Origin of the sequence: Rhizobium laguerreae (genome assembly GCF_019778565.1) — a bacterium.
Classification (GTDB): Bacteria; Pseudomonadota; Alphaproteobacteria; order Rhizobiales; family Rhizobiaceae; genus Rhizobium; species Rhizobium laguerreae.
The window spans coordinates 350,301-372,135 of the sequence record NZ_JAAXQT010000008.1; the positions used below are offsets into that span (position 1 = coordinate 350,301).

The window sequence follows — 21,835 nt, forward strand, 5'->3', positions numbered from 1 at the left end:
GCAAGATGCATTATAGCAGGCTCGCCCCGACATTGATCGCCAGCGCCAGGATCGTCGTATTGAACAGGAACGACAGCACGGCATGCAACAGCGTCAGCTTGCGCATGCTGGTCGAACTGACCGCGACATCCGCCGTCTGTGCGGCAACGCCGATGGTGAAGGAGAAATAGAGGAAATCCCAGTAGCCCGGCTCTTCGATCCCGTCGGGAAACTTCAGCCCGCCCTCCTCTTCCGCCCCGCCGTAGAAATAGTGGGCATAATGTATGGTGAAAAGCGTGTGCAGGAAGATCCAGGAGATCAGGATCGTCAGAACCGCAACACCTGCCCGCGCCAGCGCGACGTCGGGTGCCGCCTCCTTGATCGAATGAAGCTCGAGGCCGATCCCGGCAATGCTGGCAAGTGCCGCACCGATCGAAAGAGCCAGCAGGACGGTGTCGGAGAAATCGAGATCCTCCGAACGTTTCCGGATGCTATCAACCGTCGCCCGCAGCATTTTGCGCCAGCTGAGCGCGACAAAAACGCCGGCGCTGACATTCCAGCCGAACAGGATATTGCCGGCGCTGACTTCGCGCGAGGTCAGCGCCAAGAAGACCACCAGTCCGGCAACAACGGCGAGGATGAAGCTCGCATGCTTGTAGGCAAATGCCGCAAGCGAATTTGCCCGTTCCTCATCCGCCATATCGGTCTCCGACAGCATATGCCCTTGATAACAGCATGAAAAAGGCGCGCCTGCCAGCCGGCAGCCGCGCCTCCGATTGTGGCCGAGCCTTATCAGGCGGCGGCGAGCTGCAGTTCCTTCTGCACCATGGTGCGCAGCGTTCCGAGATCCTTGGCGAAGGCGCGGATGCCTTCGGCGAGTTTTTCCGTCGCCATCGCGTCTTCGTTCATCATCCAGCGGAAGGTCTTCTCGTCGACGGACACCTTCGGATCCGGCTTGCGGCTGTCCGGCGACAACTTGCGCTCCAGCTTGCCTTCATCCTTGGCGAGCTCGTCGAGCAGGTTCGGGCTGATGGTCAGGCGGTCGCAGCCGGCAAGAGCTTCGATTTCTCCGGCGCTGCGGAAGGAGGCGCCCATGACGATCGTCTTGATGTCGTTGGTCTTGTAGTAGTTGTAGATTTCACGGACGGAGATGACGCCCGGATCTTCCTCGGGGGTGAACTCCTTGCCGGTCGACTTCTTATACCAGTCGAGGATGCGGCCGACGAAGGGCGAGATCAGGAAAACCTTGGCGTCGGCGCAGGCGATCGCCTGGGCCTTGCTGAAGAGAAGTGTCAGGTTGCAGTCGATGCCTTCCTTCTGCAGCACTTCCGCGGCGCGGATGCCTTCCCAGGTGGAAGCGAGCTTGATGAGGATGCGGTCCTGGCCGATGCCGCGATCCTTGTAGGCGGCGATGATCGCGCGCGCCTTGGCAAGCGAAGCCTCGGTATCGAAGGAAAGGTCGGCGTCGACTTCGGTCGAGACGCGGCCAGGAACGAGTCTCACCAGCGCTGCACCGACGGAGATGGCGAGGCGATCGGCAACGGCGGGAGCAACGGCTTCGGGATTGCCGCCCTGCTTCTTGCCCCAGGCGACGGCTTCCTTGACTGCGTCGGCAAACATCGGCGTACCGAGAGCCTTGAGCACGATGCTCGGGTTCGTCGTGCAATCGACCGGCTTTAGGCGGGCGACGGCTTCGATATCGCCGGTGTCAGCGACAACAGTGGTAATCTCGCGGAGTTGGTCAAGCTTCGATGTCATGGTCAATAATCCTTGTTGAACTTGGGCTGCGACCGGCGCGAGTTCCGCCGGGCAAAGGTGATCTACCGACAGGTTGTTTGCTGCTGCAGGCGAAAATGCGCCCATCCGTCACGGATGATTCATAAACGTGAAGGACATTGGCCGTGTTCCGGCCGCGAACGAACGGCTGCTCGCACACAAGCGATACCGCTTGCGGCTGGAAGGCCGGTCGTGACTTTCGGCATGCCCGCACTATGTCCTCCTCGGACGGACAAGAACGACGTGTGTCACCCGGACTATCGCCATTCGCCTTGCGAAAAGTCAAGGACATTTGTGCATTTCAATTGACATAAGTGTCACACCCGTCATTATCCCCGGCAACAAAAGTGTCGCTAAGGCCTTCATCCCATGAGGGATCTAGGGCAGGAAATCGTGCGGAGGAGATGTGGTCAAGCTCAAACGCGGCACGCACACGGCCTATTCGGAGGCATCCTCGCTGCGGCTAAGGGCGGCATGGCTCTATTACAACGAGGGCCTGACCCAGAAGGACGTCGCCGAACAGCTCGGCATCAGCCGCACGACGGTGATCCGCCTGCTCGACGAGGCGATGAAACGCAGCGAAGTCCAGATCTGGATCAACGATTCGATCGGCGACTGCGTTGAACTTTCGGTGAAGCTGGAGCGCGCCTATGGCCTCGACGAGGCGATCGTCGTCCCTGCGCCGGTCACTGGCGACGTCAATTCATTGGCTAAAAATGTCGGTCTGGCGCTTGGCCAGTTCCTCTCCGAAGCCATCCCCGACGATTACACCATCGGCGTCGGCTGGGGCCGCACCATGACCGCCTCGCTGTCGAGCTTCCGGCCGCCGCGCCGCGCCAATTGCAAGGTCGTCTCGCTGCTCGGCGGCATCGTTGCCGTGCATCAGACGAACCCGATTGATTACACATGGCGGCTGGCAAACCAGCTTGGCGCCGAATGCTACATGTTCCTGGCGCCGCTTCTCGTCGATTCCATCGAGACCAAGCGCAACCTCATCGAGAAATGCGGGCTGGACACGATTTATCGTCTCGCCGAAAACCTCGATCTGGCGATCGTCAGCTGCGGCGATATCGGCCCGCATTCGACCTCGCTGTCGGAGGGCTGGATCTCGAAGGCCGAGCTGCAGGAACTGATCGATGCCGGCTGCGTCTGCGACACGATGTTCAACTTCCTCGACAAGGACGGCAATTCGGTCGACCACTCGATCAATCGGCGCGTCATGTCCGTCGATCTCGACACGCTGAAGGAGGCAAAACACATCGTGCTCTCCTCCGGCGGCGCCCATCGGGCCGTGGCGATCCGTGCGACGATCAAGCGCATCGGCTGCAACACGCTGATCACCGATGAAAGTGCTGCACGCGCATTGCTGGAATTGGCAGAAGCCTCGCCGCCCGTCTCTTCTCCCCAGCGGGGAGAAGTGCCGGAGCGATGAGCGGCGACCACGCCGCTCCGTCCTGGAAACCCCTCAGGCGTGCGCCGATTCCCAGCCGAGCATCGCCCGCTTGCGGGTGAGGCCCCAATGGTAGCCCGTCAGCGCGCCGTTCTTGCCGAGCGCCCGATGGCAGGGCACCACGAAGGAGATCGGGTTTGCCCCGACCGCCGCACCTACGGCGCGCTGCGCCGTCGGCCGGCCGATATCGTTGGCGATATCGGAATAGGTGACGGCCTTGCCGAACGGGATTTTCAGCAGGCTCTCCCAGACGCGCACCTGGAAGTCCGTGCCGATCAACACGACGCGCAGCGGCTGGTCCGAAGACCACTTGCCGGGCTCGAAGATGCGCGCGGCATAGGGAACCGTCGCCTGCAGGTCTTCGACATAACAGGCGTTCGGCCAGCGGCAGGTCATATCCTCGAGGCAGGCCCTCTCGTCGCCGGAATCGCTGAAGGCAAGGCCGGCAAGGCCGCGGTCGGTCACCATGATCAGGGCCACGCCGAAGGGGCAGATGTGGAAGCCGTAGCGGATGGTGAGGCCGCCGCCCTTCGCCTTCCATTCGCCGGGCGACATCGCCTCATGGGTGACAAAAAGGTCGTGCAGGCGGCTCGGCCCGGAAAGGCCGACCTCGATCGAGGTCTCGAGCAGCGGCATGTCTTCCTTGCGCAGCAGCCGCTTGGCGTGGTCGAGCGTCACCGCTTGCAGGAAGCCCTTGGGCGATAGTCCTGCCCAGCGGGTGAAGGTCTTCTGCAGCTGGGTCGGCGACTGGTTGAGCCGCGCCGCGATCGCCTCCAGCGAAGGCTGGTCGCGGTAATCCTCGGTGATGAGTTCGATCACCCGACGGACAATGTCATAATCAGGGCCGTCAGGCGTGATGTCTGTCTGCAGGTTGGCAATCATATTCATCGTCTTTCTCCTTGTAACAAGGAGATAGTCAATAGGGGGTGAGCAAACCACCCGATTCTTGCGTAGCCGCTGGATAGAGCGATGCCAGGCAAAGCGCGAAGCGCTTTTGCCGGGAATTGCGTAAAAACAAAAGCTGGAGCGGTTCTGCGCTTCCGTTAAAAGCTGAACCGCTCTAGTTCAGATCCGCTGCTTGACCGTCGCCAGCGCCCCCTTGAAGGCCTTGGCGAAGCTTTCGCGATCATCGGGATTGAGGAAGGAGCCGATATCCGTGCGCCGGCCTTCGCCGAAGATATGCATGGAAAGAATACCGATCTCCTGGTGCCGGCGAACAAGGAAGCGCGTCCAGAACGGATTGAAATGATGCTCCACCATCCGTCCCGAGGGCGCAAACTTGCGCACCGACACGTCCGTGCGCGATACCGTCACCTGTTCGCGCGCTTTCCCGGAGCGGTAATTCAGCCAGAAGGCGCCGTAGAGAAGCAGAAAATCCACTCCGAAGAACAAGCCGATCGGCCAGGCCCCCGTCGCGATGAAGAACGTGCCGTAAAGCAAGCAGACGGCACCGGATAGGATAAGCAGCACCTTGAAGCCCCGGCGGCCGAGCGATCGGTGGGGAAAGAGCTCGGCAGCGAAAACAGGCTGCTCGTTGAAGCTGTCGGCGTTGCTTTCCATCATGGCTGCTGAGTATAGAGTTTCCATGGCGAATCCGAAACTCAAATCCGTTACCAAGACGCCGCAGGACGCGAATGTGATCGCCCGCCGCAAACCGGCGGGAGCGGTGCGCACGGCCTATTCGCTGGCCGAGCGCGAGGAGATCTTCCGCCGCTTCTCGGTACAGCGGCCGGAACCGAGAGGCGAACTCGAGCACACCAACCCCTTCACGCTCGTCGTCGCCGTGGCACTTTCGGCGCAAGCGACCGATGTCGGCGTCAACAAGGCGACGCGCGCGCTCTTCAAGGTCGCCGATACGCCGGAAAAGATGCTCGACCTCGGCGAAGAGCGGCTGCGCGATTACATCAGGACGATCGGCCTCTACCGCAACAAGGCGAAAAACGTCATCGCGCTCTCACAGATGCTGGTCGACCAATTCGGCGGCAAGGTGCCGGAGACGCGCGACGAACTGGTGAGGTTGCCGGGCGTCGGCCGCAAGACCGCCAATGTCGTGCTTTCCATGGCCTTCGGCCAGGCGACGATGGCCGTCGACACGCACATCTTCCGAATCGCCAATCGTATCAGGCTTGCCCCCGGCAAGACGCCCGATGAGGTCGAGGCGCGGCTGATGAAGGTGATCCCCAGCCATTACCTCTATCACGCCCATCACTGGCTGATCCTGCATGGCCGCTACACCTGCAAGGCGCGCCGCCCCGAATGCGAGCGCTGTATCATCGCCGACCTCTGCAAATCGCCTGAGAAGAGTTGGGATGTGCCGGCGCCGCTGATCGAGCTACCGCCGCAGGTGATCGGCGAGGCCGTCGAGTAGGACAGCGATCACCTGCTCGTAATGCCGCCTTTCAGCGCCCGCTTCGATCGCGATCGCCGCGCGATCGAAGGCCGCCGATAGCAGCGACGTCAGCGGTTCGAGCATAGCGCCGGCCTCCGGAAGCATCGCTGCAAGCCCTGCCCGCAGCGTCGCTTCCGCATTCTCTGCATCGATCGCCGCACTCGCCAGCGGGCCGAGAACGGCAGGTGCCTCGATCAGCAGCAGCCTCGTGCGCCCTTGCGCCATCATCGCATCGAAATAGGCCGAGGCACCGGCGATCAGCATGGCACGCGCGTCGTAGGATGCCGAGCGCGCCTCGATTGCCGCGGCCACCGCGCGCGCCTCGCATTCGATAACCGCCCGAAAAAGCGCCTTCTTGTCTTCAAAATGATGGTAGAGCGCGCCACGCGTCACTCCCGCCGCCGTGACGATCTCCGGCGTCGCGGTTTCGGCATAGCCTTTCTCGACGAAGAGACGTCGACCGGCATCGATCAATGCCTGTCTCGTCTGCTCCGTTCTCTCGCGATTGCTGCGGCTCATGCACGCCTCTTTACATACAAACAGAATGTATGTTAATAGCCAAAAACATATACATTGTATGTAGACAAAAGGAGGAAAACGAGATGAAATCGACGAGCTATTATCCTGTCATCATGACCGACGACGTTGACGGCACCGCCAGCTTCTATTGCACGCATTTCGGCTTCAAAGCTCTGTTCGAAAGCGACTGGTATGTTCACCTGCAATCGGCAGAGGAAGAGCATATCGCGCTTGCCATCCTTGACGGCAGCCATGAGACCATCCCGGCCATAGCCCGCGGCAGGGTGTCCGGCCTGCTCCTCAATTTCGAGGTCGCCGATGTCGATGCGATCTATGCAGCCTGCCGGAGCGCCGGCTTGCCAATTCTCAGAGAAATCCGCGACGAGGATTTCGGCCAGCGGCATTTCATCACCGCCGATCCGAACGGCGTGCTGATCGACATCATCAAGCCGATCCCGCCGAGCGCCGAATTCGCGGCGATGTATGACGCCTCCGCCCTGCCCGCTTGAGCCTCACAACCCGGGATCCTTGGCGGAGACCAGCTTGTGCAGATGCACCATCATGCCGGCGGCAAAAAGCGGCGTCAGAAGATTGACGATCGGGATCGCCAGGAAAAGGGCGATCATCAGCCCGCCGAGAAAGACGGTGGAGGCATGCTTGGCGCGAAAGAGCCGCGCCTCATCCGGCGAACGGAAGCGCATGGCGGCGAATTCGAAAAATTCCCGTCCGAGCAGATAGCCGTTCACCAGAAAGAACGCGACCAGATTGACGCCGGGGATGAACAGCAACAGCAATGCCACTATATTGCCGAGAATCACCACACCGAGGAACTTGATCGAGCTTGCCATCGCCGGACCGAGCGGCATGGCGGTGCCCGGCGTGTCCTTGGGATAGTCGCGCTTTTCGATGACATCGGCGACGTCGTCGAGAAACAGGCCGGCGATCAGCGCCGTCACCGGCGACAGCAGCAACGCCAGCATGAGGGCAAGGCCGATACCGGCAAGAATTGCGAAGATGAGAGCGAACCACCCCGCCCAATCCGGCATATCGGGAAAGAAGCTCGTGAGCCAGGGAAGGAGAAAGGTCATGAAGGCTCCGCGCAGCGCGAACCAGAGGCCGACAAGCACGAGGATCGTCAGGCCGAGCACCTTCCAGAAGACAGAACGCGTTTCCGATGCGAACAGGTTGGCGAGCGAAAGTCGAGCGGCGTCAAGAATCATGTCTCAGGCGTCTCCGGGTTGCGCCGAAGATGTAGGAAAGATGGAGGCCACCGACAAGAGAGAATAAAATTGCATTCAGTAATAGAAAACTTGTCGAAAACTAAATACTAATATAATATTGTGACATACATGAAATACGCACAGGCCTGAGAAGCAGCTTCCGAAATAGTTGCAAAGACAAGGGGTCGCAACAGCGCATCCACGGAACGCCTCTGAGGAACACGGGGGAGGCTGACGTGGAAGACTTTGTGCAAAAACTCAGGCAATACGCAAAAACCGGCACACCGGCCGAGCGACGTATCGCGAAATATTTTACCGAACATCTGAACGACCTGCCGTTCGAGACGGCTGCGTCCGTTGCCGACAGGCTGGATCTCTCGCCGATGACCGTCGGGCGCTTCCTGCGCTCGCTCGGTTATCAGGGATTGGACAGCGTCAAGGTGGAGATTCGCGAGACCGTGACGACATCGCCGGCGCAATTGCAGAGCGCCATGAGCGAGCTGCATGCCGACGCCGCGGAGGGCAAACCGCTCGCCGTGCTGGTTGCCGAACAGATCCAGGCCCTCCATCATATCTATCATCTGACGGCGCAGCCGCACTGGTCGGAAGCCGTCGGCTTGATCAGCACTGCCCGCGAAGTGTCGATCGCCACTCATGCGCGGCTCGCAAGCCTGGCCAATCATTTCTGCCAGCGGCTGACACAAGCCCGCGACGGCGTGCGCACGCTCGACGCCGCCGACAACCGTTTTGCGGAACTCTTCGCCCGGCTGGCGGTCGACGACGCGCTGCTCGTCATCATCGATTGCCGCCGCTTCGCCAAGGCACGGCTGCTTGCCAGAACGGCGCGGCGCTACGGCTATAAGGTGGTACTCATTTCGCCGCAGCAGGCGGACTGGATGGCGGACCAGTCGAACGTCATGCTGTCCTTGCCGCCCGCGCGCGCCCCCGATCTCGACAATCTTCCGCCGCTGATCGCGCTGCTCGATTGCCTGTCGGAATCCGTCATCCTCCAAGTCGGAGAGGAGGCGGCACTTCGCCGCCGCCGCATGATGGAATTCGCGACCGTCCTCGGCGAGACCGCCAGTCACTAAAGCATGTCGCCCAAAACGGCCGGCGGTTTTGCGACAAGGACATGCGTAAAACCAAAATCTATTGCATCGATTCCAATTCGACGCGGTGCCGGTGCATGGCGAGAAGACGGCGGTAGTCGCGGTCGTAGAGCGCCTGCTTCGCCTTGTCGGGAAGCCGTTCGTCGGCGCCCGGATACATCGCCTCGCCGGCCGCCGCCAGATCCTTGTACAAGCCACAAGCGACGGATGCTGCGATCGCGGTACCGAGCAGCACCGCCTCGTTCATCTTCGGCACCACGACCTTACAGCCGGTCGCATCGCTATAAAGCTCCATCAGTACCGGGTTTTTCACGTGCCCGCCGGCGATATGCAGCGTATCGGTCATGTAGCCGTATTCCTTCATCATTTCCAGGATATGGCGGATGCCGAGCGCAATCCCCACCGCAGAGCGCCAATAAAGCGCGCAGAGCCCGTCGAAGGACGTATCGAGCGTCAGTCCGCTGACGACGCCGACCGCATGCGGATCGGCGAGCGGCGAGCGGTTACCATGGAAATCCGGCAGCACGAAGATCCGCGCACCGAAGGCATCGCCCTCCTCGGCCCGCAATTCGGCGATCCGCGCGACGATCCTCTGATGCAGCGGCGCCGTCGGCTCACCGCCTGCCGCATGCATGCGCACGATGTGGTCGAGTAGCGCGCCGGTCGCCGATTGCCCGGCCTCCACCAGCCAGGATTGCGGGAAGACAGCCTCGTAATAGGGACCCCACATGCCATGGCTCGGCTTGCGCTCCCGCGAGAAGGTAACGATGCAGCTCGATGTGCCGGCAATCAGCGCCAGCTGGTGCTCGCGTTTCACAGGATCAGCGGCATAACCGCCGAGCGCGCCGAGTGCGCCGGCATAGGCGTCGATCATCCCGGCAGCGACGCGGCAGTCCACAGTCAGCCCCAGCGCTTCCGCCGCTTCCTCAGTCAGCCGGCCGACGCTGTCTCCGACAGGCGTGGTCTCATCCGGCAGGTGGCCGCGCGCCTGGAGGTCCTCAAGGCCGATCCGCTCCAGGAAGTCCTGCTGCCAGCCCTTTTCGAGATGGGCGAGATAATTCCACTTCGCCGTCAGCGTGCAGCGCGAACGGGCGGGCGATCCGGTCGATTTCCACGTCATGAAATCGGCGAGATCGAAGAAGAAGCCGGCCTTTTCCCATGTGACGGGCAGCTTTTTCTTCAGCCACATCAGCTTCGGCATTTCCATTTCCGGCGACATCACCTGGCCGGAATGTTCGAGCACCCTGTGCCCGGTCGCCGTGCAGAAATCGGCTTCCTTCAGCGCCCGGTGATCGAGCCAGACGATCGTGTCGAAACGCCTCTCGCCGCCTGTGGAAACGCTGAGCTGCCGACCCTCGAGGTCACGGACGACGAGCGAACATGTGGCGTCGAAGCCGATCGCTCCGACCGAGGCGGCGGCGATGCCGGATTGCTCCAGCGCCCTGCGCACCGCCGTGCAGGCGGCCGACCAGATGTCTTCGGAATCATGCTCGGCATGGTTTTCGCGCGGCCGGTTCATCACGATCGGATGCTCGGCCTTGGCGAGCAGACGGCCGCGTGCATCGAAGACGCCGGCGCGCGCGCTGCCCGTGCCGATATCCACCGCAACCACATGATCACGCATCAAGTCTTGGTCCCGTCCAGCTTATGGTCGCGGACAAGGTGTATCAAATCCGGCATGGCGTCAAACACCACTTCCGGCGAAAGGCGGTCGAGTTCGGCACGATATCCGGCGAAATTCGCGTGTGATCCACCGGTGAAAGCAAAGACCGTCATGCCTGCCGCCTTGGCGGCGGCAATGCCGGCCGGGCTGTCTTCGACGACAAGGCAATGAGCCGGCTCGACTTGCATTTCACGCGCCGCATGCAGGAAGAGATCGGGCGCCGGCTTGCCGCGCTTGACCATCGTTGCGCTGAAGATGTCGGGCAGCCTGTCGAGAAGCCCGGTCACCGACAGCGACAACCGGATTCGCTCCATCTGGCTGGAGGAGGCAACGCAGCAGCGAACGCCCAGCCCGTCGATCGCCGCGGCGATACCGTCGATCGGCTTCAGTTCCGTGCGAAAACGAGCGTAGAGTTCGATGCGGATACGCTCGAGGAATTCCTCGTCGGCATGGACGTTGAATTCGGTTTCCAGCGTATCGATGAGGGTCGACAGGCTGCGGCCGAGAAAACGCTCATAGGCCTGGTCCTCGGTGATCGAGACCCCGAGATCGTTCATTGCCCCGACGAGCACGCTGATTGAGATCGGCTCGCTGTCGACGAGTACGCCATCGCAATCGAAGATCACCAGCCGTGTTTCAGCATCAGCCATGCAAGACCCAACCTGAGTTCAATTCGGACGCTTACCGTCCCGCTCCACTCGCAAGGCCGGATGAATGGCGGCAGTAGAGACCGCCATCCGGATTCCTTACACTGCGAGCTTGCCGTCGAGATAGAGCTGCAGCGTCTCTCGCGTGCCCTTTTCCCACAGGGTTTTGAGAGCATGGGCGAAACGCTTGCGGAAAAGTTCGGATTTTGCCACGTCGCCGAAAATGTCGTCGAAGACGAGGAAGGCCGACGGATCGTCCTTGGCTTTCAGCGCTGCCGCATGCAGGCGCTCTGCGCTCGCGTCGTTGAAGACGATATCCTTGCCGCTGTCGGTCGTGCCGGCGAAATAACGGCACCAGAGTGCTGAAACCAGCGCCAGACCGACCACGTCTCTGCCCTGACGCAGATTGTCGAGCGTCGACGGCAGGATGAATTTCGGTTGGCGGTTCGAGCCGTCCTGCGCCAGCCGCGGAATGGTGTCGGCAATCTTCGGATTGAGCAGGCGATGTTCGATCAGCGCAAAATAATCCGCCAGCGACGTGTTCGGCACCGGCGGCACGATCGGGATGATTTCGTCTTTCTCGAGTTTGGCGAGGAAGGCGCGGATCAACGGGTCTTCCATGGAATCATGAACGTAATGAATGTCCATCAACGCCGCCGGATAGGCGATCGCGGCATGTCCGCCGTTGAGGATGCGGATCTTCATATGCTCGTAAGGCGTGACATCGGCAACGAAGGTGACGCCGACCTTTTCCAGCGCCGGCCGGCCGGCGGTGAACTTATCCTCAAGCACCCATTGCTTGAATTCCTCGCAATAGACCGGCCAACTGTCCTCGATCTGGAAATTGTCCCTGAGGAAATCGATCTCGCGCTGGCTGGTCGCCGGCGTGATGCGGTCGACCATGGCGTTCGGGAAGGCGACATTCACCCGGATCCAGTCGGCAAAGGCGGGGTCCGAAAGTGCCGCCGTGCCGACGACGGCATTGGCGGTGACGATGCCATTATGGGGAATATTGTCGCAGGACATGACGGTGAAGGGGCCGATGCCCTTGTCCTTGCGCGCCTTCAAGCCGGCAACGATCAGGCCGAACACCGTCTTCGGCGCCTTGGGGTTTTCTCCGTCTGCGGCGATCGCCGGATGGGCAGGATTGAACGTGCCTGATGCATCAATGAAATAACCGCCCTCGGTGATCGTCATCGAAACGATGCGGATCTCGGGATCGGCAAGCTTGGCGATGATCGCAACGGCATCGCCGACCGGCAGGATGTCGATCATCGGTGCGGTGACGCGCGCCGCCGTCTTGTTGTTGTCCTGTTCGACCACCGTCGTCAGGAAATCCTGCGCCGCAAGCTTTTCGCGCATCGCGGCATCCGACGGCAGCACGCCGGCGCCGACGATCGCCCAGTCGTGATCCGTGCCGGCGTTGAAGAGATCGTCGAGATAGATCGCCTGATGGGCACGGTGGAAATTGCCGACGCCGAAGTGCACGATGCCGGCTTTCAGCGACGCCCTGTCATATCCAGGGATGGCAGCAGTGCGCGCCACATCCGAAAGCGTTGCCAGCGATAGTTTGCACGTCATGTTTCAGTCCTCTTGAAGGTCTTGCCGAGACGGCCGGGCGATATCGTCCGGCTCGCATGCCTGCCCCCAGCCCGGCCGCCTGCCTCAGATGGCAAGGCCGCCCTCGTTGAATTTGTGAATACGCGAACGGTCCGGCGTCAGGAAGACCGTATCGCCCGCTTTGGCGGCGAAATCGCCGCTTCCGCGCGCCGTCAGCATGCCGATGCCATCAGCATCGATATGCAGGAAGGTGTCGGAACCGAGATGTTCGGCGACCACGACCCTGCCCTTCCAGTCGCCGCTCTCCATCGACAGCAGCACATGTTCTGGCCGGACGCCGATGGTATGAGCGTTGAGCGCGGCGGCGTTTTGGCCGGTGATGAAGTTCATCTTCGGCGATCCGATGAAGCCGGCGACGAAGAGGTTGCGGGGACGGCTGTAGAGTTCGAGCGGCGATCCGACCTGCTCGATATTGCCCCGGTTCAGGACGACGATCTTGTCGGCCATGGTCATCGCCTCGACCTGATCGTGGGTGACGTAGACCATCGTCGTCTTCAGCTGCTGATGCAACTCGCTGATTTCGAGGCGCATGTTGACGCGGAGAGCGGCATCGAGGTTCGACAGCGGTTCGTCGAACAGGAAGGCCGAAGGCTGGCGCACGATGGCGCGGCCGATCGCCACGCGCTGGCGCTGGCCCCCGGACAGCTGGCGCGGCTTGCGCTCGAGATAGTCGGTAAGGTTCAGCACCCGGGCGGCATCGCTCACCTTGCGGTCGATCTCCGCCTTGTCGATGCCCGCCATCTTCAGCGGGAAGGCGATGTTGTTGCGCACGCTCATATGCGGATAAAGCGCATAGGACTGGAACACCATGGCAAGGCCGCGCTCGGACGGCGCCTTTTCGGTGGCGTCCCTGCCGTCGATGACGATCTTGCCGCCGGAGACATCCTCGAGCCCGGCGATCAGCCGGAGCAGCGTGGACTTGCCGCAGCCCGACGGGCCGACGAAGACGACGAACTCGCCGTCCTTGATGTCGAGATCGATCGAAGGGATGACCTTGGCTTCGCCGAAGACCTTGGAAACCTTCTGAAGGGTAATGCTGCCCATGTTTCTCTCCCTTTTATGTTATTTCACAGCGCCGAAGGTCAGGCCGCGGACGAGTTGTTTCTGGCTGAACCAGCCAAGGATCAGGATCGGCGCGATCGCCATCGTCGATGCCGCCGAGAGCTTGGCGTAGAACAGGCCCTCGGGGCTGGAATAGGAGGCGATGAAGGCCGTCAGTGGTGCTGCCTTCGAGGCGGTGAGGTTGAGCGTCCAGAACGCCTCGTTCCAGGCAAGGATGATGTTCAAGAGCAGCGTCGAGGCAATGCCGGGCACCGCCATCGGCGTCAGCACATAGATGATTTCCTTGGCAAGCGACGCCCCGTCCATGCGGGCAGCTTCGAGGATCTCGCCGGGGATTTCCTTGAAGTAGGTGTAGAGCATCCAGACGATGATCGGCAGGTTGATCAGCGTCAGCACGATCACCAGGCCGGTGCGCGTGTCGAGCAGGCCGAAATTGCGGAACATCAGATAGATCGGGATCAATGCGCCGACCGGCGGCATCATCTTGGTCGACAGCATCCACATCAGCACGTCCTTGGTCCGCTTGGTCGGCGAAAACGCCATCGCCCAGGCGGCAGGAATGGCGATGATCAGGCCGATCAGCGTCGAGCCGAAGGAGATGATTACCGAGTTCATGAAGTGGCCGAGATAGTTTGACCGGCTCTGCACCTCCGCGTAGTTCTCCGTCGTCCAGTGGAAGAACAGGAACTGCGGCGGCGAGGCGATGGCGTCGGCTTCCGACTTGAAGCTGGTGAGAAACGTCCAGAGAATCGGGAAGAAGATCAGGATACCGAGCGTCCAGGCGATCGCGGTGACGATGAGCTTGCGCTTGGTTGTGACTTTTCTGGCCATCTCAAGCCTCCAGATTCTTGCCGACGAGGCGCACGAGGAAGATCGCGACGATATTGGCGAGGATAACAGCCACGATCCCACCGGCCGATGCGCCGCCGATATCGAACTGCAGCAGCGCCTGGGCATAAACGAGGTAGGTGAGGTTGGTGCTGTCGGTGCCCGGCCCGCCATTGGTGGTGACGAGGATTTCGGCAAAGACCGAAAGCAGGAAGATCGTCTGGATCAGGATCACCACGGTGATGGCACGGGCCATGTGCGGCAGTATGATGTAGATGAATTTCGAGATCGGCCCGGCGCCGTCCATCTCGGAGGCTTCCTTCTGCTCCTCGTCGAGCGACTGCAGCGCCGTCAGCATGATGAGGGTGGCAAACGGCAGCCACTGCCAGGCGACGATCAGAATGACGGAAAACAGCGGCGCATTGGCCAGCCAGTCGATCGGCTGCAGGCCGAGCGCCTTGGCAAGATGGGCAAACAACCCGTTGACCGGGTTCATGAACATGTTCTTCCAGACGAGTGCTGCCACCGTCGGCATGACGAAGAACGGCGCAATCACCAGGATGCGCACGATGCCCTGGCCGTACATCGGCTGGTCGAGCAGCAGCGCAAAGGCGATGCCGCCGATGACGGTGATCAACAACACGCCGGCGACAAGCAGCAGCGTGTTGATCAGCGCGGCGAAGAAGGCCGGATCCGTCAGGAAGTACTGATAATTCAGAAAACCGACGAAGCTTTCCATGCCGGGGCTGAGCAGATTGTAGTTCAGCAGCGAGAAATAGATCGTCATCGCCAGCGGGACAATCATCCACGCAAAGAGCAGCAGCACGGAGGGCGCAATCATCAGGCGCGCGGAGGAGCGGGTATGTAAGGTTGCCATGGCAATCACCGATCTGGACTGAAGCGGGGAGCGGCCGCAAGGCAGCTTTGTCTGGAAAAAAGCGGCCGCCGATGCAGTTCGGGCAATCGGCGGCCCAGAGGGGCGGATTGTCAAGGATCCGCCTCTTGCTCAGGAGGTTTTATTTAATGTAGCCGGCCTTGGTCATTTCGCGGGTGGCCAGCTGCTGTGCGCTCTGCAACGCCTGATCGACCGAAAGCTGGCCGGCAAGGGCTGCCGAGAACTGCTGACCGATCGCCGTGCCGATACCCTGGAATTCCGGGATCGCCACGAACTGGACGCCGACATAGGGGACCGGCTTGACGGTCGGCTTGCTTGGATCGGCCGAGTTAATCGAGTCGATCGTCGTCTTGGCGAAGGGAGCCGCCTTCTGGTATTCCGCATTCGCATAGAGCGAGGCGCGGGTGCCCGGAGGTGCGTTCAGCCAGCCGTCCTTCTCGGCGACGAGGTTGGTGTAATCCTTGCTCGTGGCCCACGCGACGAACTTCTCGGCGGCTTCGGCCTTCTGCGAACCTGCCGGGATGGCAAGGCTCCAGGCCCACAGCCAGTTGCCGCGTTTGCCGAGACCCTTGTCGGGAGCGAGCGCAAAGCCGACCTTGTCGGCGACGGTCGATTCCTTCGGGTTGCTGACGAAGGATGCGGCAACGGTGGCATCGATCCACATGCCGCACTTGCCGGTCTGGAAGAGCGCCAGGTTCTCGTTGAAGCCGTTGGAGGAAGCGCCCGGAGGGCCGGCATCCTTCATCAGCTTGACGTAGAAGTCGAGCGTGTCCTTCCATTCCGGCTGGTCGAACTGCGGCTTCCAGCTTTCGTCGAACCAGCGGGCGCCGAAGGAGTTGGACATCGCCGTCAGGAATGCCATGTTCTCGCCCCAGCCGGCCTTGCCGCGCAGGCAGATGCCGTAGACTTCCTTGTCCTTGTCGGTGATCTTGCGGGCAGCGTCGGCAATGAAGTCCCAGGTCGGGGCGTCCGGCATCTTCAGGCCGGCAGCGTCGAACAGGTCCTTGCGGTACATGACCATCGAGCTTTCGCCGTAAAACGGCGCCGCATAAAGCTTGCCGTCCATGGTCAGGCCGCTGCGGATCGCCGGCAGCAGGTCGTCGACGTCGTAATTGGCGCCGAGATTGTCGAGCGGCACCAGCCAGCCCTGCTTTGCCCAGATCGGAACTTCATAAGTGCCGATCGTCAAGACGTCGTACTGGCCACCTTTGGTCGCGATGTCGGTCGTGACCTTCTGGCGCAGTACGTTCTCTTCCAGGGTTACCCATTCAAGGTCGATACCGGGATTCTTCGCCTTGAAATCATCCGTCAGCTTCTGCATCCGGATCATGTCGCCGTTATTCACGGTCGCAATCGTCAACGTTTCGGCCGAAGCCATACCGGCAAACGCCAGTGCTGAGCAGGCGCCCAGCAGAAAAGTTCTCAATGTCATAATCTTCCTCCCAGAAGATGGGGTGTGAGCATTCGCTTCGCTCATGGGCAATTACTCAACAAACAACAAAGAATGTCAATCGACAATCGTTGCTGCGATGCCGAAGGCGACAGTCATCCATTTGATTTTATTAGAATATTTTTTGCTCAATTCCTGAGCAAAAACTCAGCCGTCTCTTCATCGGTGATCAAAGCATTAATTTGATGGCCGACAACGGCAGCCCTGATCGCTTTGAATTTGCGCTTGCCCTTGGCCAGCCCAATGACCATCGATGCGTCGCGGGACGGGATCGGCGCCGACGCGACGCGCTCGTTGATCGGGTTGTCGATCAACCTGCCGTCGACATCGAAGATCCAGCCGCAGATCTCGCCGACGGCACCCCCGCGCATCAGCTCCATCATCTCGTCCTTCTCCAGAAAACCGTCGACGCAGAGCGGCCCATCGATGCCGAGCTCGCCGATGCCGACGAAGGTGACATCGGCTTGCGCGCTCATATTCAGCGTCGAGCGCACCAGCTGTTGGCCATGCAGCAGCTCCCGTTCCTCGGCCGAGGTGACGAGCACCGGCAACGGCATCGGATAGTGCCGCGCCTTCACGGCGTCGGCCATGCTGAAAATGACGTTGTAATAGGCGGCCGATCCGTCCGGGGCGATATTGCCGGTCAGCGAAACGATGCGGTGATTGGGACATTCGATCGCCGGCAGCTGGTCGACGGCAGCCTTCAGCGTGCGGCCGGTCCCGATGGCAAGCACGATCGGCTCGGCCCGTTTCAGCCATCGCTCGATCTCGGCCGCGGCCGCCTCGGCGATACCGACCGTCGTCGACGACGACGTGGGATCGCTCGGCACCACCTCCACATGTTTCAGCCCGAATTTCCGACGCAGCTGACTGCCGAGCTCCAGGCAGGCGGCGATCGGATGATCGAGCCGCACCTTGATCAGGCGCTCGGCGACCGCCAACGACACCAGCCGCTGCGCCGATTGCCGCGAGATGCCCATCGCAGCGGCGATTTCATCCTGCGTACGCCCGGCGACGTAATAGAGCCAGCCGGCACGCGCCGCGTCGTCGAGCCGTGCAGGGGTCTCGGATCTTTTTACCATCTAATGCCTACCGCGCAAAATGAGCCGGCGTGCCGCCGCCGAACATGATTTGAGTCTGTATCGCGCCAGATCAAAACAAAATTCCGGCAAATGTCGAGCCTGTTGCAAGGAGCCCCGCCAAATAACCGCCGTCACGCAAGCAAATCCCGCTTGGGCAAACCCACTCAGGCAAACCATTGCACGACGAGATAGATCCCCGCCTTCACGAGACCGTAAATCACCCCGCCGGCAACGACGAGCGACACGGCCGTCATCACGAAGCCGATGAGCGCGAAGAGCCCGTCGCGGCCCAAGATCCCGAACGCGAAGACCGAGATCGTGACCGCCGGCAGGATATTGCCGAGCGGGACCGGCAGCAGCAGCACGATCGACAGCAGCAGGCATGCCGCCCCGGCAAGATATTCCGCCGGCGGTTCGGCGAAGATCGCAAGCCTCGGCTTCAACATGCGCTCGGCCCAGGCGAGCCAGCGGTGGATGCGGCCGACAATGGTCTCGAAATCCTCCCGCCGCATCGAACGGTTGGCAATCACCTTCGGTAGCCAGGGTTTCAGCCCGAAGGTCAGCTGCGCTGCCAGGAAGACCAAGGGCGCCCCGAGCACGGCCGAGGTGCCGGGCGGAGTGGGAAAGGCGTTCGGCAACGCGAAGATCAGCATCAACGCGCTGATCGCCCTGTCACCCATCGTGTCGAATATATCGCCGATCGAGATCCGTTCGCGGCTCTGATCGGCGGCCATCTGTCGCAAAATGGATGAGAGGCGGCGGCCTTTGGGACGTGCTCTTCGGATGGTACTGTTTTCTCTCGTATCGATGGTCGTGGGTCCGGCAGTTGATGAAAGTGTAGGGCTGGATTCTGGCGATGCAATATGCCAATTGAATGACTTGCGGGGTTAGAAATTGCGGCTGCGATCGGAGGCTTAAGCTCACCAGATTTCTCCAACGTCTTGCCATGACGGAATGGAAGATGGAAACCCGTCCCGCCTATCCGATCTCCCCACCCGTGCGAGAGATGTCCGGCAGAACAGGGGGCGGCACAGGGCACGACCATAAAGCCGGCGACACCACCGCCGAATGAGCGCTTGAAATTCCACACCAATAATGCAAGCAGACGCGGGAGACCAGAGAAACGGCAGAGTGGCAATGATCATTTCATTCGACATCGGCGGCTCCGCCATCAAAGGCGGCATCGCCCGCTCCGAGACAGACATCCTTCCCCTCGGCCGCCGCCCGACGCCCAGCAATGATTTTGCCGCTTTCGTCGAGACCCTGCGCGGCGTCATAGCCGAGACCGGTGAGCAACCGAGCCGCATCGTCCTTTCCATCGCCGGCGTCGTTGATCCCGATACACAGCGGCTGATCTGCGCCAATATTCCCTGCATCCACAACCGCGCACTCGCAGCCGACCTCGAAGCCGAGCTCGGCGTGCCGGTGCTGATCGCCAACGACGCCGACTGTTTCGCCATGGCCGAAGCCGGTCTCGGCGCCGGCCGCGGGCACCGCATCGTCTTCGGCGCCATCCTCGGCACCGGCGTCGGCGGCGGCTTGGTTGCCGATGGACGCCTCGTCAACGAGGCCGGCGGATTTGCCGGCGAATGGGGTCACGGGCCGATCATCGCATCGGCAGCCGGCAATCCCCCCGTCGCCATTCCCGCCTATGCCTGCGGCTGCGGCCAGAGGGGCTGCGTCGACACCGTGGGCGGCGCCCGCGGCCTGGAGCGCCTACACAAGACGTTGCACGATCTCGACCTTGCCAGCGAGGAGATCATCGCCCAGTGGGGCCATGGAGAGGAGAAGGCGACACGGACGATCGACGTCTATGTCGATCTCGTCGCCTCGCCCTTAGCGCTGACGATCAATATCACCGGCGCGACCATCGTGCCGGTCGGCGGCGGGCTTTCCAATGTCGAGCCGCTGCTTGCTGAGCTCGACCACGCCGTGCGCGCCCGCATCCTGCGCAAGTTCGACCGCCCACTGGTAGTGCGCAGCGAATGCCGCATCGAACCCGGCCTGATCGGCGCGGCACTTTTGGGGCTGAAGGCGGAAGCCGCGGCTCTTTAAAGCACCGGCCACATCCGGACGATCGCGGCGAATCGATCCCAGTCCTTGCGTGCAGAAGGCGTCCAGGCAGCCTCGGCGATTGCCGGGAGCCGCGGAAAAACCAGCCGGTTGAAATAGGCGCGGGAAAGGAAATTTTCGGTCCAGATGCAGGCCTGGATACCGCGGATCTTTTCCTGCAGCGCCTCCGGCAGCTCGCCCTCGGCCTCGTAAGCGTAGGTATATTCCGGCGGCGCGTAGCCCGCCCAGCTGGCGCCGGGCTCGGCCCAGGCCTCGGCCTGCGCCATGTCGAGATAATAGGCTTGCCCCGGCGTCATCACCACGTCGTAACCTTCCTGCGCGAGCTCGATGCCGACGGCGGGCTTTTCCCAGGCCATCAGCAGCGTGCCGTCGCGGTCGACACCGCCGCCGTGCGAGACCTCGTTCCAGCCGACGAGTTTCTTGCCGCGCTCCGACAGCATGGCCTTGATACGTTTCAGGAAATAAGATTGCAGCTCGGCAGTGCCGGCAAGTTTCTCCCGCTCCATCAGTGCCTTGCAGAGCGGCGAGGCAAGCCAGGCGCCATGCGCCACTTCGTCGCCGCCGATATGGAGATATTCGCCGGGAAACAGCGTCACCATCTCGTCGAACACCTTGCCGAGAAATTCATAGGTGAATTCCACCGCCGGATTGAGGGCGTTGTTCGGATAACCCTGCACCGAGCGGTAACTGTCCGGCGCCTCCTGCCCGTCGACAAGCTCGGGCAGTGAGAACAGCGTCGCCATGCTGTGGCCTGGAATATCGATTTCCGGCACCACTTCGATATGCAGCGAGGCTGCATGCGCAACGATCCGGCTGGCGTCCTCCTGCGTGTAGTGGCCGGCGCGCGTTTGCGCTCCGTCGCCAAGCTGCGGCACGAGCACTTCATCCGGCCCGCGCCGGGCGCCGATCTCCGTCAGCGCGGGATAGGCCTTGATCTCCAGCCGCCATGCTTCGTCGTCCGTCAGATGCCAGTGAAAGATGTTGAGCTTGTTCCAGGCGAGAATATCGATCAGCCGCATGACGTCTGTCACTGGATAGAACTGCCTGGACACATCGAGATGGCAGCCGCGCCAGTCATAACGCGGCTGGTCGGCTATCGTGCCGAAATTGGGAAATTTGAAGCGCTCGCGATCGGCGCGGGCACCGTGCAGCAGTTGCGCCAGGCTGATCAGCCCGTAATGCCGCCCGGCGTCACCCGCACTCGAAAGCACGATCTCATGCGCCGTAAAGCGCAATTCGTAGGCAAAGGCGGCGATCGACGATTCGGTGACGAAACGAATGGCCCGCCCACCTTCGACGGCACTGAGGGAAAACGGCATATTGTCGGCCGGGTAGAGCCGCTGGTAAAGCGCAAGAACCAGCGAGAGTGCCTTGACCGCATCGGCCCGCGTCCGCGCAACCGGATAAAGGACGACCGGCAGCTCTCCAGCCTTCAGCCCGAGCGCCAGCGGCCAGGGCAGCAGCGAATAGGGTTCCTCGGCCCGGCCCGGCGGCAGAAGCGCCGGAGCTACGCCACCATCCCGGCCTTCGAGCATGAGATCGCCGAAACCAACAGGAACGTGGCGTCCGTCGCCAAGTGTAAGATAGGCCGATTTGACGCCCGATGTCGTATGTTTCGGCGCCCTGGTCAGCCCCTCGACGGTGAACCGCCAGCGCCCGCCGGGCGGCACGCTCAGCCCCTCGGGCGGCAGGAATTCGTGGAAATGCGCGACCCGCCGCTTCAGGCTGCCGCCGTCGCAGACTTGTTTGTCGGCAACCCGCGTCTCTGACGTATAGGCGAGTGAGAAGCCGGACAGCGGTTCGGTCGAAAGATTGAAAAGCATGAAGGTGAGGCGCCCGAAACTGCCCTCAATCGGGCTCCAGCTTGCGTCCAGATGGTGATCGGCCATGGTCGTGCCCTGCCTCGTCGCTGAGTGGGCCGGGATCGCAGTTGGTCCCCCGGCATTCTTTCGCAGCTTAGCTTTTTCAAGGCGGCATTGAAATCGGCGCCCGGGTGCGGAGCGGACAGCAATGACCCGTTCAAAGGCTGGCTGCCGAGCCGGGGCTAAGCAGAAACGCTCTCTGATGAGGAAG

General features: G+C 61.6%; 21 protein-coding genes. 5 read left to right on the forward strand and 16 right to left on the reverse strand.

The window, feature by feature from the left end; genetic code table 11:
- Positions 1-10: 10 nt before the first annotated feature.
- Complete coding sequence (locus tag HFO71_RS24665) at positions 11-679, reverse strand: DUF1345 domain-containing protein (protein ID WP_077979430.1); 669 nt, start codon at positions 677-679, stop codon at positions 11-13.
- Between the two features lie 92 nt (positions 680-771).
- Positions 772-1,737 carry a transaldolase gene (tal, locus tag HFO71_RS24670; protein WP_077979429.1) on the reverse strand — a complete coding sequence of 322 codons (966 nt, stop codon included), beginning with the start codon at positions 1,735-1,737 and terminating at the stop codon, positions 772-774.
- 424 nt (positions 1,738-2,161) lie between these two features.
- Between tal and HFO71_RS24675 the strand changes: the two genes are divergently transcribed.
- Positions 2,162-3,187, forward strand: a complete 1,026-nt coding sequence (locus HFO71_RS24675) for a sugar-binding transcriptional regulator (RefSeq protein WP_003543076.1) — start codon at positions 2,162-2,164, stop codon at positions 3,185-3,187.
- A 33-nt stretch (positions 3,188-3,220) separates the two neighbouring features.
- On the opposite strand, the gene HFO71_RS24680 is transcribed toward HFO71_RS24675, so the two are convergent.
- Both HFO71_RS24680 and HFO71_RS24685 read right to left on the reverse strand, forming a co-directional pair.
- Positions 3,221-4,093, reverse strand: a complete 873-nt coding sequence (locus HFO71_RS24680; protein ID WP_026158894.1) for a methylated-DNA--[protein]-cysteine S-methyltransferase — start codon at positions 4,091-4,093, stop codon at positions 3,221-3,223.
- Positions 4,094-4,270: 177 nt separating this feature from the next.
- Complete coding sequence (locus HFO71_RS24685; protein ID WP_077979428.1) at positions 4,271-4,768, reverse strand: DUF2244 domain-containing protein; 498 nt, start codon at positions 4,766-4,768, stop codon at positions 4,271-4,273.
- Here HFO71_RS24685 and nth point away from each other — a divergent pair.
- Positions 4,767-5,573 carry an endonuclease III gene (gene nth, locus HFO71_RS24690; protein ID WP_183594575.1) on the forward strand — a complete coding sequence of 269 codons (807 nt, stop codon included), beginning with the start codon at positions 4,767-4,769 and terminating at the stop codon, positions 5,571-5,573. The two genes, HFO71_RS24685 and nth, sit on opposite strands and share 2 nt — an antisense overlap.
- Here nth and HFO71_RS24695 read toward each other — a convergent pair.
- Entirely contained in the window at positions 5,538-6,113 is a 576-nt protein-coding gene (locus HFO71_RS24695; RefSeq protein WP_077979426.1) for a TetR/AcrR family transcriptional regulator, read from the reverse strand. The two genes, nth and HFO71_RS24695, sit on opposite strands and share 36 nt — an antisense overlap.
- An 83-nt stretch (positions 6,114-6,196) precedes the next feature.
- On the opposite strand from HFO71_RS24695, the gene HFO71_RS24700 reads away from it, so the two are divergent.
- Complete coding sequence (locus HFO71_RS24700; RefSeq protein ID WP_077979425.1) at positions 6,197-6,622, forward strand: VOC family protein; 426 nt, start codon at positions 6,197-6,199, stop codon at positions 6,620-6,622.
- A 3-nt stretch (positions 6,623-6,625) separates the two neighbouring features.
- On the opposite strand, the gene HFO71_RS24705 is transcribed toward HFO71_RS24700, so the two are convergent.
- Positions 6,626-7,333, reverse strand: a complete 708-nt coding sequence (locus tag HFO71_RS24705; protein ID WP_077979424.1) for a sulfate transporter family protein — start codon at positions 7,331-7,333, stop codon at positions 6,626-6,628.
- A 236-nt stretch (positions 7,334-7,569) separates the two neighbouring features.
- Between HFO71_RS24705 and HFO71_RS24710 the strand changes: the two genes are divergently transcribed.
- On the forward strand, positions 7,570-8,424 hold the full coding sequence (locus tag HFO71_RS24710; protein WP_025396105.1) for a MurR/RpiR family transcriptional regulator: 855 nt from the start codon (positions 7,570-7,572) through the stop codon (positions 8,422-8,424).
- 58 nt (positions 8,425-8,482) lie between these two features.
- On the opposite strand, the gene HFO71_RS24715 is transcribed toward HFO71_RS24710, so the two are convergent.
- The 9 genes from HFO71_RS24715 to HFO71_RS24755 all read right to left on the reverse strand — a co-directional run bounded on the left by HFO71_RS24715 (position 8,483) and on the right by HFO71_RS24755 (position 18,423).
- Positions 8,483-10,066: an FGGY-family carbohydrate kinase gene (locus HFO71_RS24715; protein WP_077979423.1), complete on the reverse strand. Its 1,584-nt coding sequence runs from the start codon at positions 10,064-10,066 to the stop codon at positions 8,483-8,485.
- Positions 10,066-10,755 carry an HAD family hydrolase gene (locus HFO71_RS24720; protein ID WP_077979422.1) on the reverse strand — a complete coding sequence of 230 codons (690 nt, stop codon included), beginning with the start codon at positions 10,753-10,755 and terminating at the stop codon, positions 10,066-10,068. The genes HFO71_RS24715 and HFO71_RS24720 overlap by 1 nt, the downstream gene beginning before the upstream one ends.
- Before the next feature lie 96 nt (positions 10,756-10,851).
- A complete protein-coding gene (locus tag HFO71_RS24725; RefSeq protein ID WP_077979421.1) occupies positions 10,852-12,333 on the reverse strand; it encodes a mannitol dehydrogenase family protein in 1,482 nt (493 codons plus the stop codon).
- 84 nt (positions 12,334-12,417) lie between these two features.
- Positions 12,418-13,416 carry an ABC transporter ATP-binding protein gene (locus tag HFO71_RS24730; RefSeq protein ID WP_064650896.1) on the reverse strand — a complete coding sequence of 333 codons (999 nt, stop codon included), beginning with the start codon at positions 13,414-13,416 and terminating at the stop codon, positions 12,418-12,420.
- Positions 13,417-13,434: 18 nt separating this feature from the next.
- Positions 13,435-14,265, reverse strand: coding sequence for a carbohydrate ABC transporter permease (locus HFO71_RS24735; protein WP_017962194.1), 831 nt, complete (start codon positions 14,263-14,265; stop codon positions 13,435-13,437).
- Between the two features lies 1 nt (position 14,266).
- On the reverse strand, positions 14,267-15,139 hold the full coding sequence (locus HFO71_RS24740) for a carbohydrate ABC transporter permease (protein WP_017989489.1): 873 nt from the start codon (positions 15,137-15,139) through the stop codon (positions 14,267-14,269).
- Positions 15,140-15,278: 139 nt separating this feature from the next.
- Positions 15,279-16,589, reverse strand: coding sequence for an ABC transporter substrate-binding protein (locus tag HFO71_RS24745; protein WP_025396110.1), 1,311 nt, complete (start codon positions 16,587-16,589; stop codon positions 15,279-15,281).
- 146 nt (positions 16,590-16,735) lie between these two features.
- Complete coding sequence (locus HFO71_RS24750) at positions 16,736-17,689, reverse strand: sugar-binding transcriptional regulator (RefSeq protein ID WP_077979419.1); 954 nt, start codon at positions 17,687-17,689, stop codon at positions 16,736-16,738.
- Positions 17,690-17,853: 164 nt separating this feature from the next.
- Complete coding sequence (locus HFO71_RS24755; RefSeq protein ID WP_244735656.1) at positions 17,854-18,423, reverse strand: exopolysaccharide biosynthesis protein; 570 nt, start codon at positions 18,421-18,423, stop codon at positions 17,854-17,856.
- Positions 18,424-18,826: 403 nt separating this feature from the next.
- Between HFO71_RS24755 and HFO71_RS24760 the strand changes: the two genes are divergently transcribed.
- Complete coding sequence (locus tag HFO71_RS24760; protein WP_077979418.1) at positions 18,827-19,744, forward strand: ROK family protein; 918 nt, start codon at positions 18,827-18,829, stop codon at positions 19,742-19,744.
- Here HFO71_RS24760 and HFO71_RS24765 read toward each other — a convergent pair.
- Positions 19,741-21,651 carry a beta-N-acetylhexosaminidase gene (locus HFO71_RS24765; RefSeq protein ID WP_077979417.1) on the reverse strand — a complete coding sequence of 637 codons (1,911 nt, stop codon included), beginning with the start codon at positions 21,649-21,651 and terminating at the stop codon, positions 19,741-19,743. The two genes, HFO71_RS24760 and HFO71_RS24765, sit on opposite strands and share 4 nt — an antisense overlap.
- Between the last annotated feature and the right edge of the window lie 184 nt (positions 21,652-21,835).

Coding starts and splice junctions, on each gene's coding strand:
- HFO71_RS24665 (WP_077979430.1), bottom strand. CDS start 679: ATGGCGGATGAGGAACGGGCAAATTCGCTTGCGGCATTTGCCTACAAG.
- tal (WP_077979429.1), bottom strand. CDS start 1,737: ATGACATCGAAGCTTGACCAACTCCGCGAGATTACCACTGTTGTCGCT.
- HFO71_RS24680 (WP_026158894.1), bottom strand. CDS start 4,093: ATGAATATGATTGCCAACCTGCAGACAGACATCACGCCTGACGGCCCT.
- nth (WP_183594575.1), top strand. CDS start 4,767: ATGGCTGCTGAGTATAGAGTTTCCATGGCGAATCCGAAACTCAAATCC.
- HFO71_RS24685 (WP_077979428.1), bottom strand. CDS start 4,768: ATGATGGAAAGCAACGCCGACAGCTTCAACGAGCAGCCTGTTTTCGCT.
- HFO71_RS24695 (WP_077979426.1), bottom strand. CDS start 6,113: ATGAGCCGCAGCAATCGCGAGAGAACGGAGCAGACGAGACAGGCATTG.
- HFO71_RS24700 (WP_077979425.1), top strand. CDS start 6,197: ATGAAATCGACGAGCTATTATCCTGTCATCATGACCGACGACGTTGAC.
- HFO71_RS24705 (WP_077979424.1), bottom strand. CDS start 7,333: ATGATTCTTGACGCCGCTCGACTTTCGCTCGCCAACCTGTTCGCATCG.
- HFO71_RS24715 (WP_077979423.1), bottom strand. CDS start 10,066: ATGCGTGATCATGTGGTTGCGGTGGATATCGGCACGGGCAGCGCGCGC.
- HFO71_RS24720 (WP_077979422.1), bottom strand. CDS start 10,755: ATGGCTGATGCTGAAACACGGCTGGTGATCTTCGATTGCGATGGCGTA.
- HFO71_RS24725 (WP_077979421.1), bottom strand. CDS start 12,333: ATGACGTGCAAACTATCGCTGGCAACGCTTTCGGATGTGGCGCGCACT.
- HFO71_RS24730 (WP_064650896.1), bottom strand. CDS start 13,416: ATGGGCAGCATTACCCTTCAGAAGGTTTCCAAGGTCTTCGGCGAAGCC.
- HFO71_RS24735 (WP_017962194.1), bottom strand. CDS start 14,265: ATGGCCAGAAAAGTCACAACCAAGCGCAAGCTCATCGTCACCGCGATC.
- HFO71_RS24740 (WP_017989489.1), bottom strand. CDS start 15,139: ATGGCAACCTTACATACCCGCTCCTCCGCGCGCCTGATGATTGCGCCC.
- HFO71_RS24745 (WP_025396110.1), bottom strand. CDS start 16,589: ATGACATTGAGAACTTTTCTGCTGGGCGCCTGCTCAGCACTGGCGTTT.
- HFO71_RS24750 (WP_077979419.1), bottom strand. CDS start 17,689: ATGGTAAAAAGATCCGAGACCCCTGCACGGCTCGACGACGCGGCGCGT.
- HFO71_RS24755 (WP_244735656.1), bottom strand. CDS start 18,423: ATGGCCGCCGATCAGAGCCGCGAACGGATCTCGATCGGCGATATATTC.
- HFO71_RS24760 (WP_077979418.1), top strand. CDS start 18,827: ATGATCATTTCATTCGACATCGGCGGCTCCGCCATCAAAGGCGGCATC.
- HFO71_RS24765 (WP_077979417.1), bottom strand. CDS start 21,651: ATGGCCGATCACCATCTGGACGCAAGCTGGAGCCCGATTGAGGGCAGT.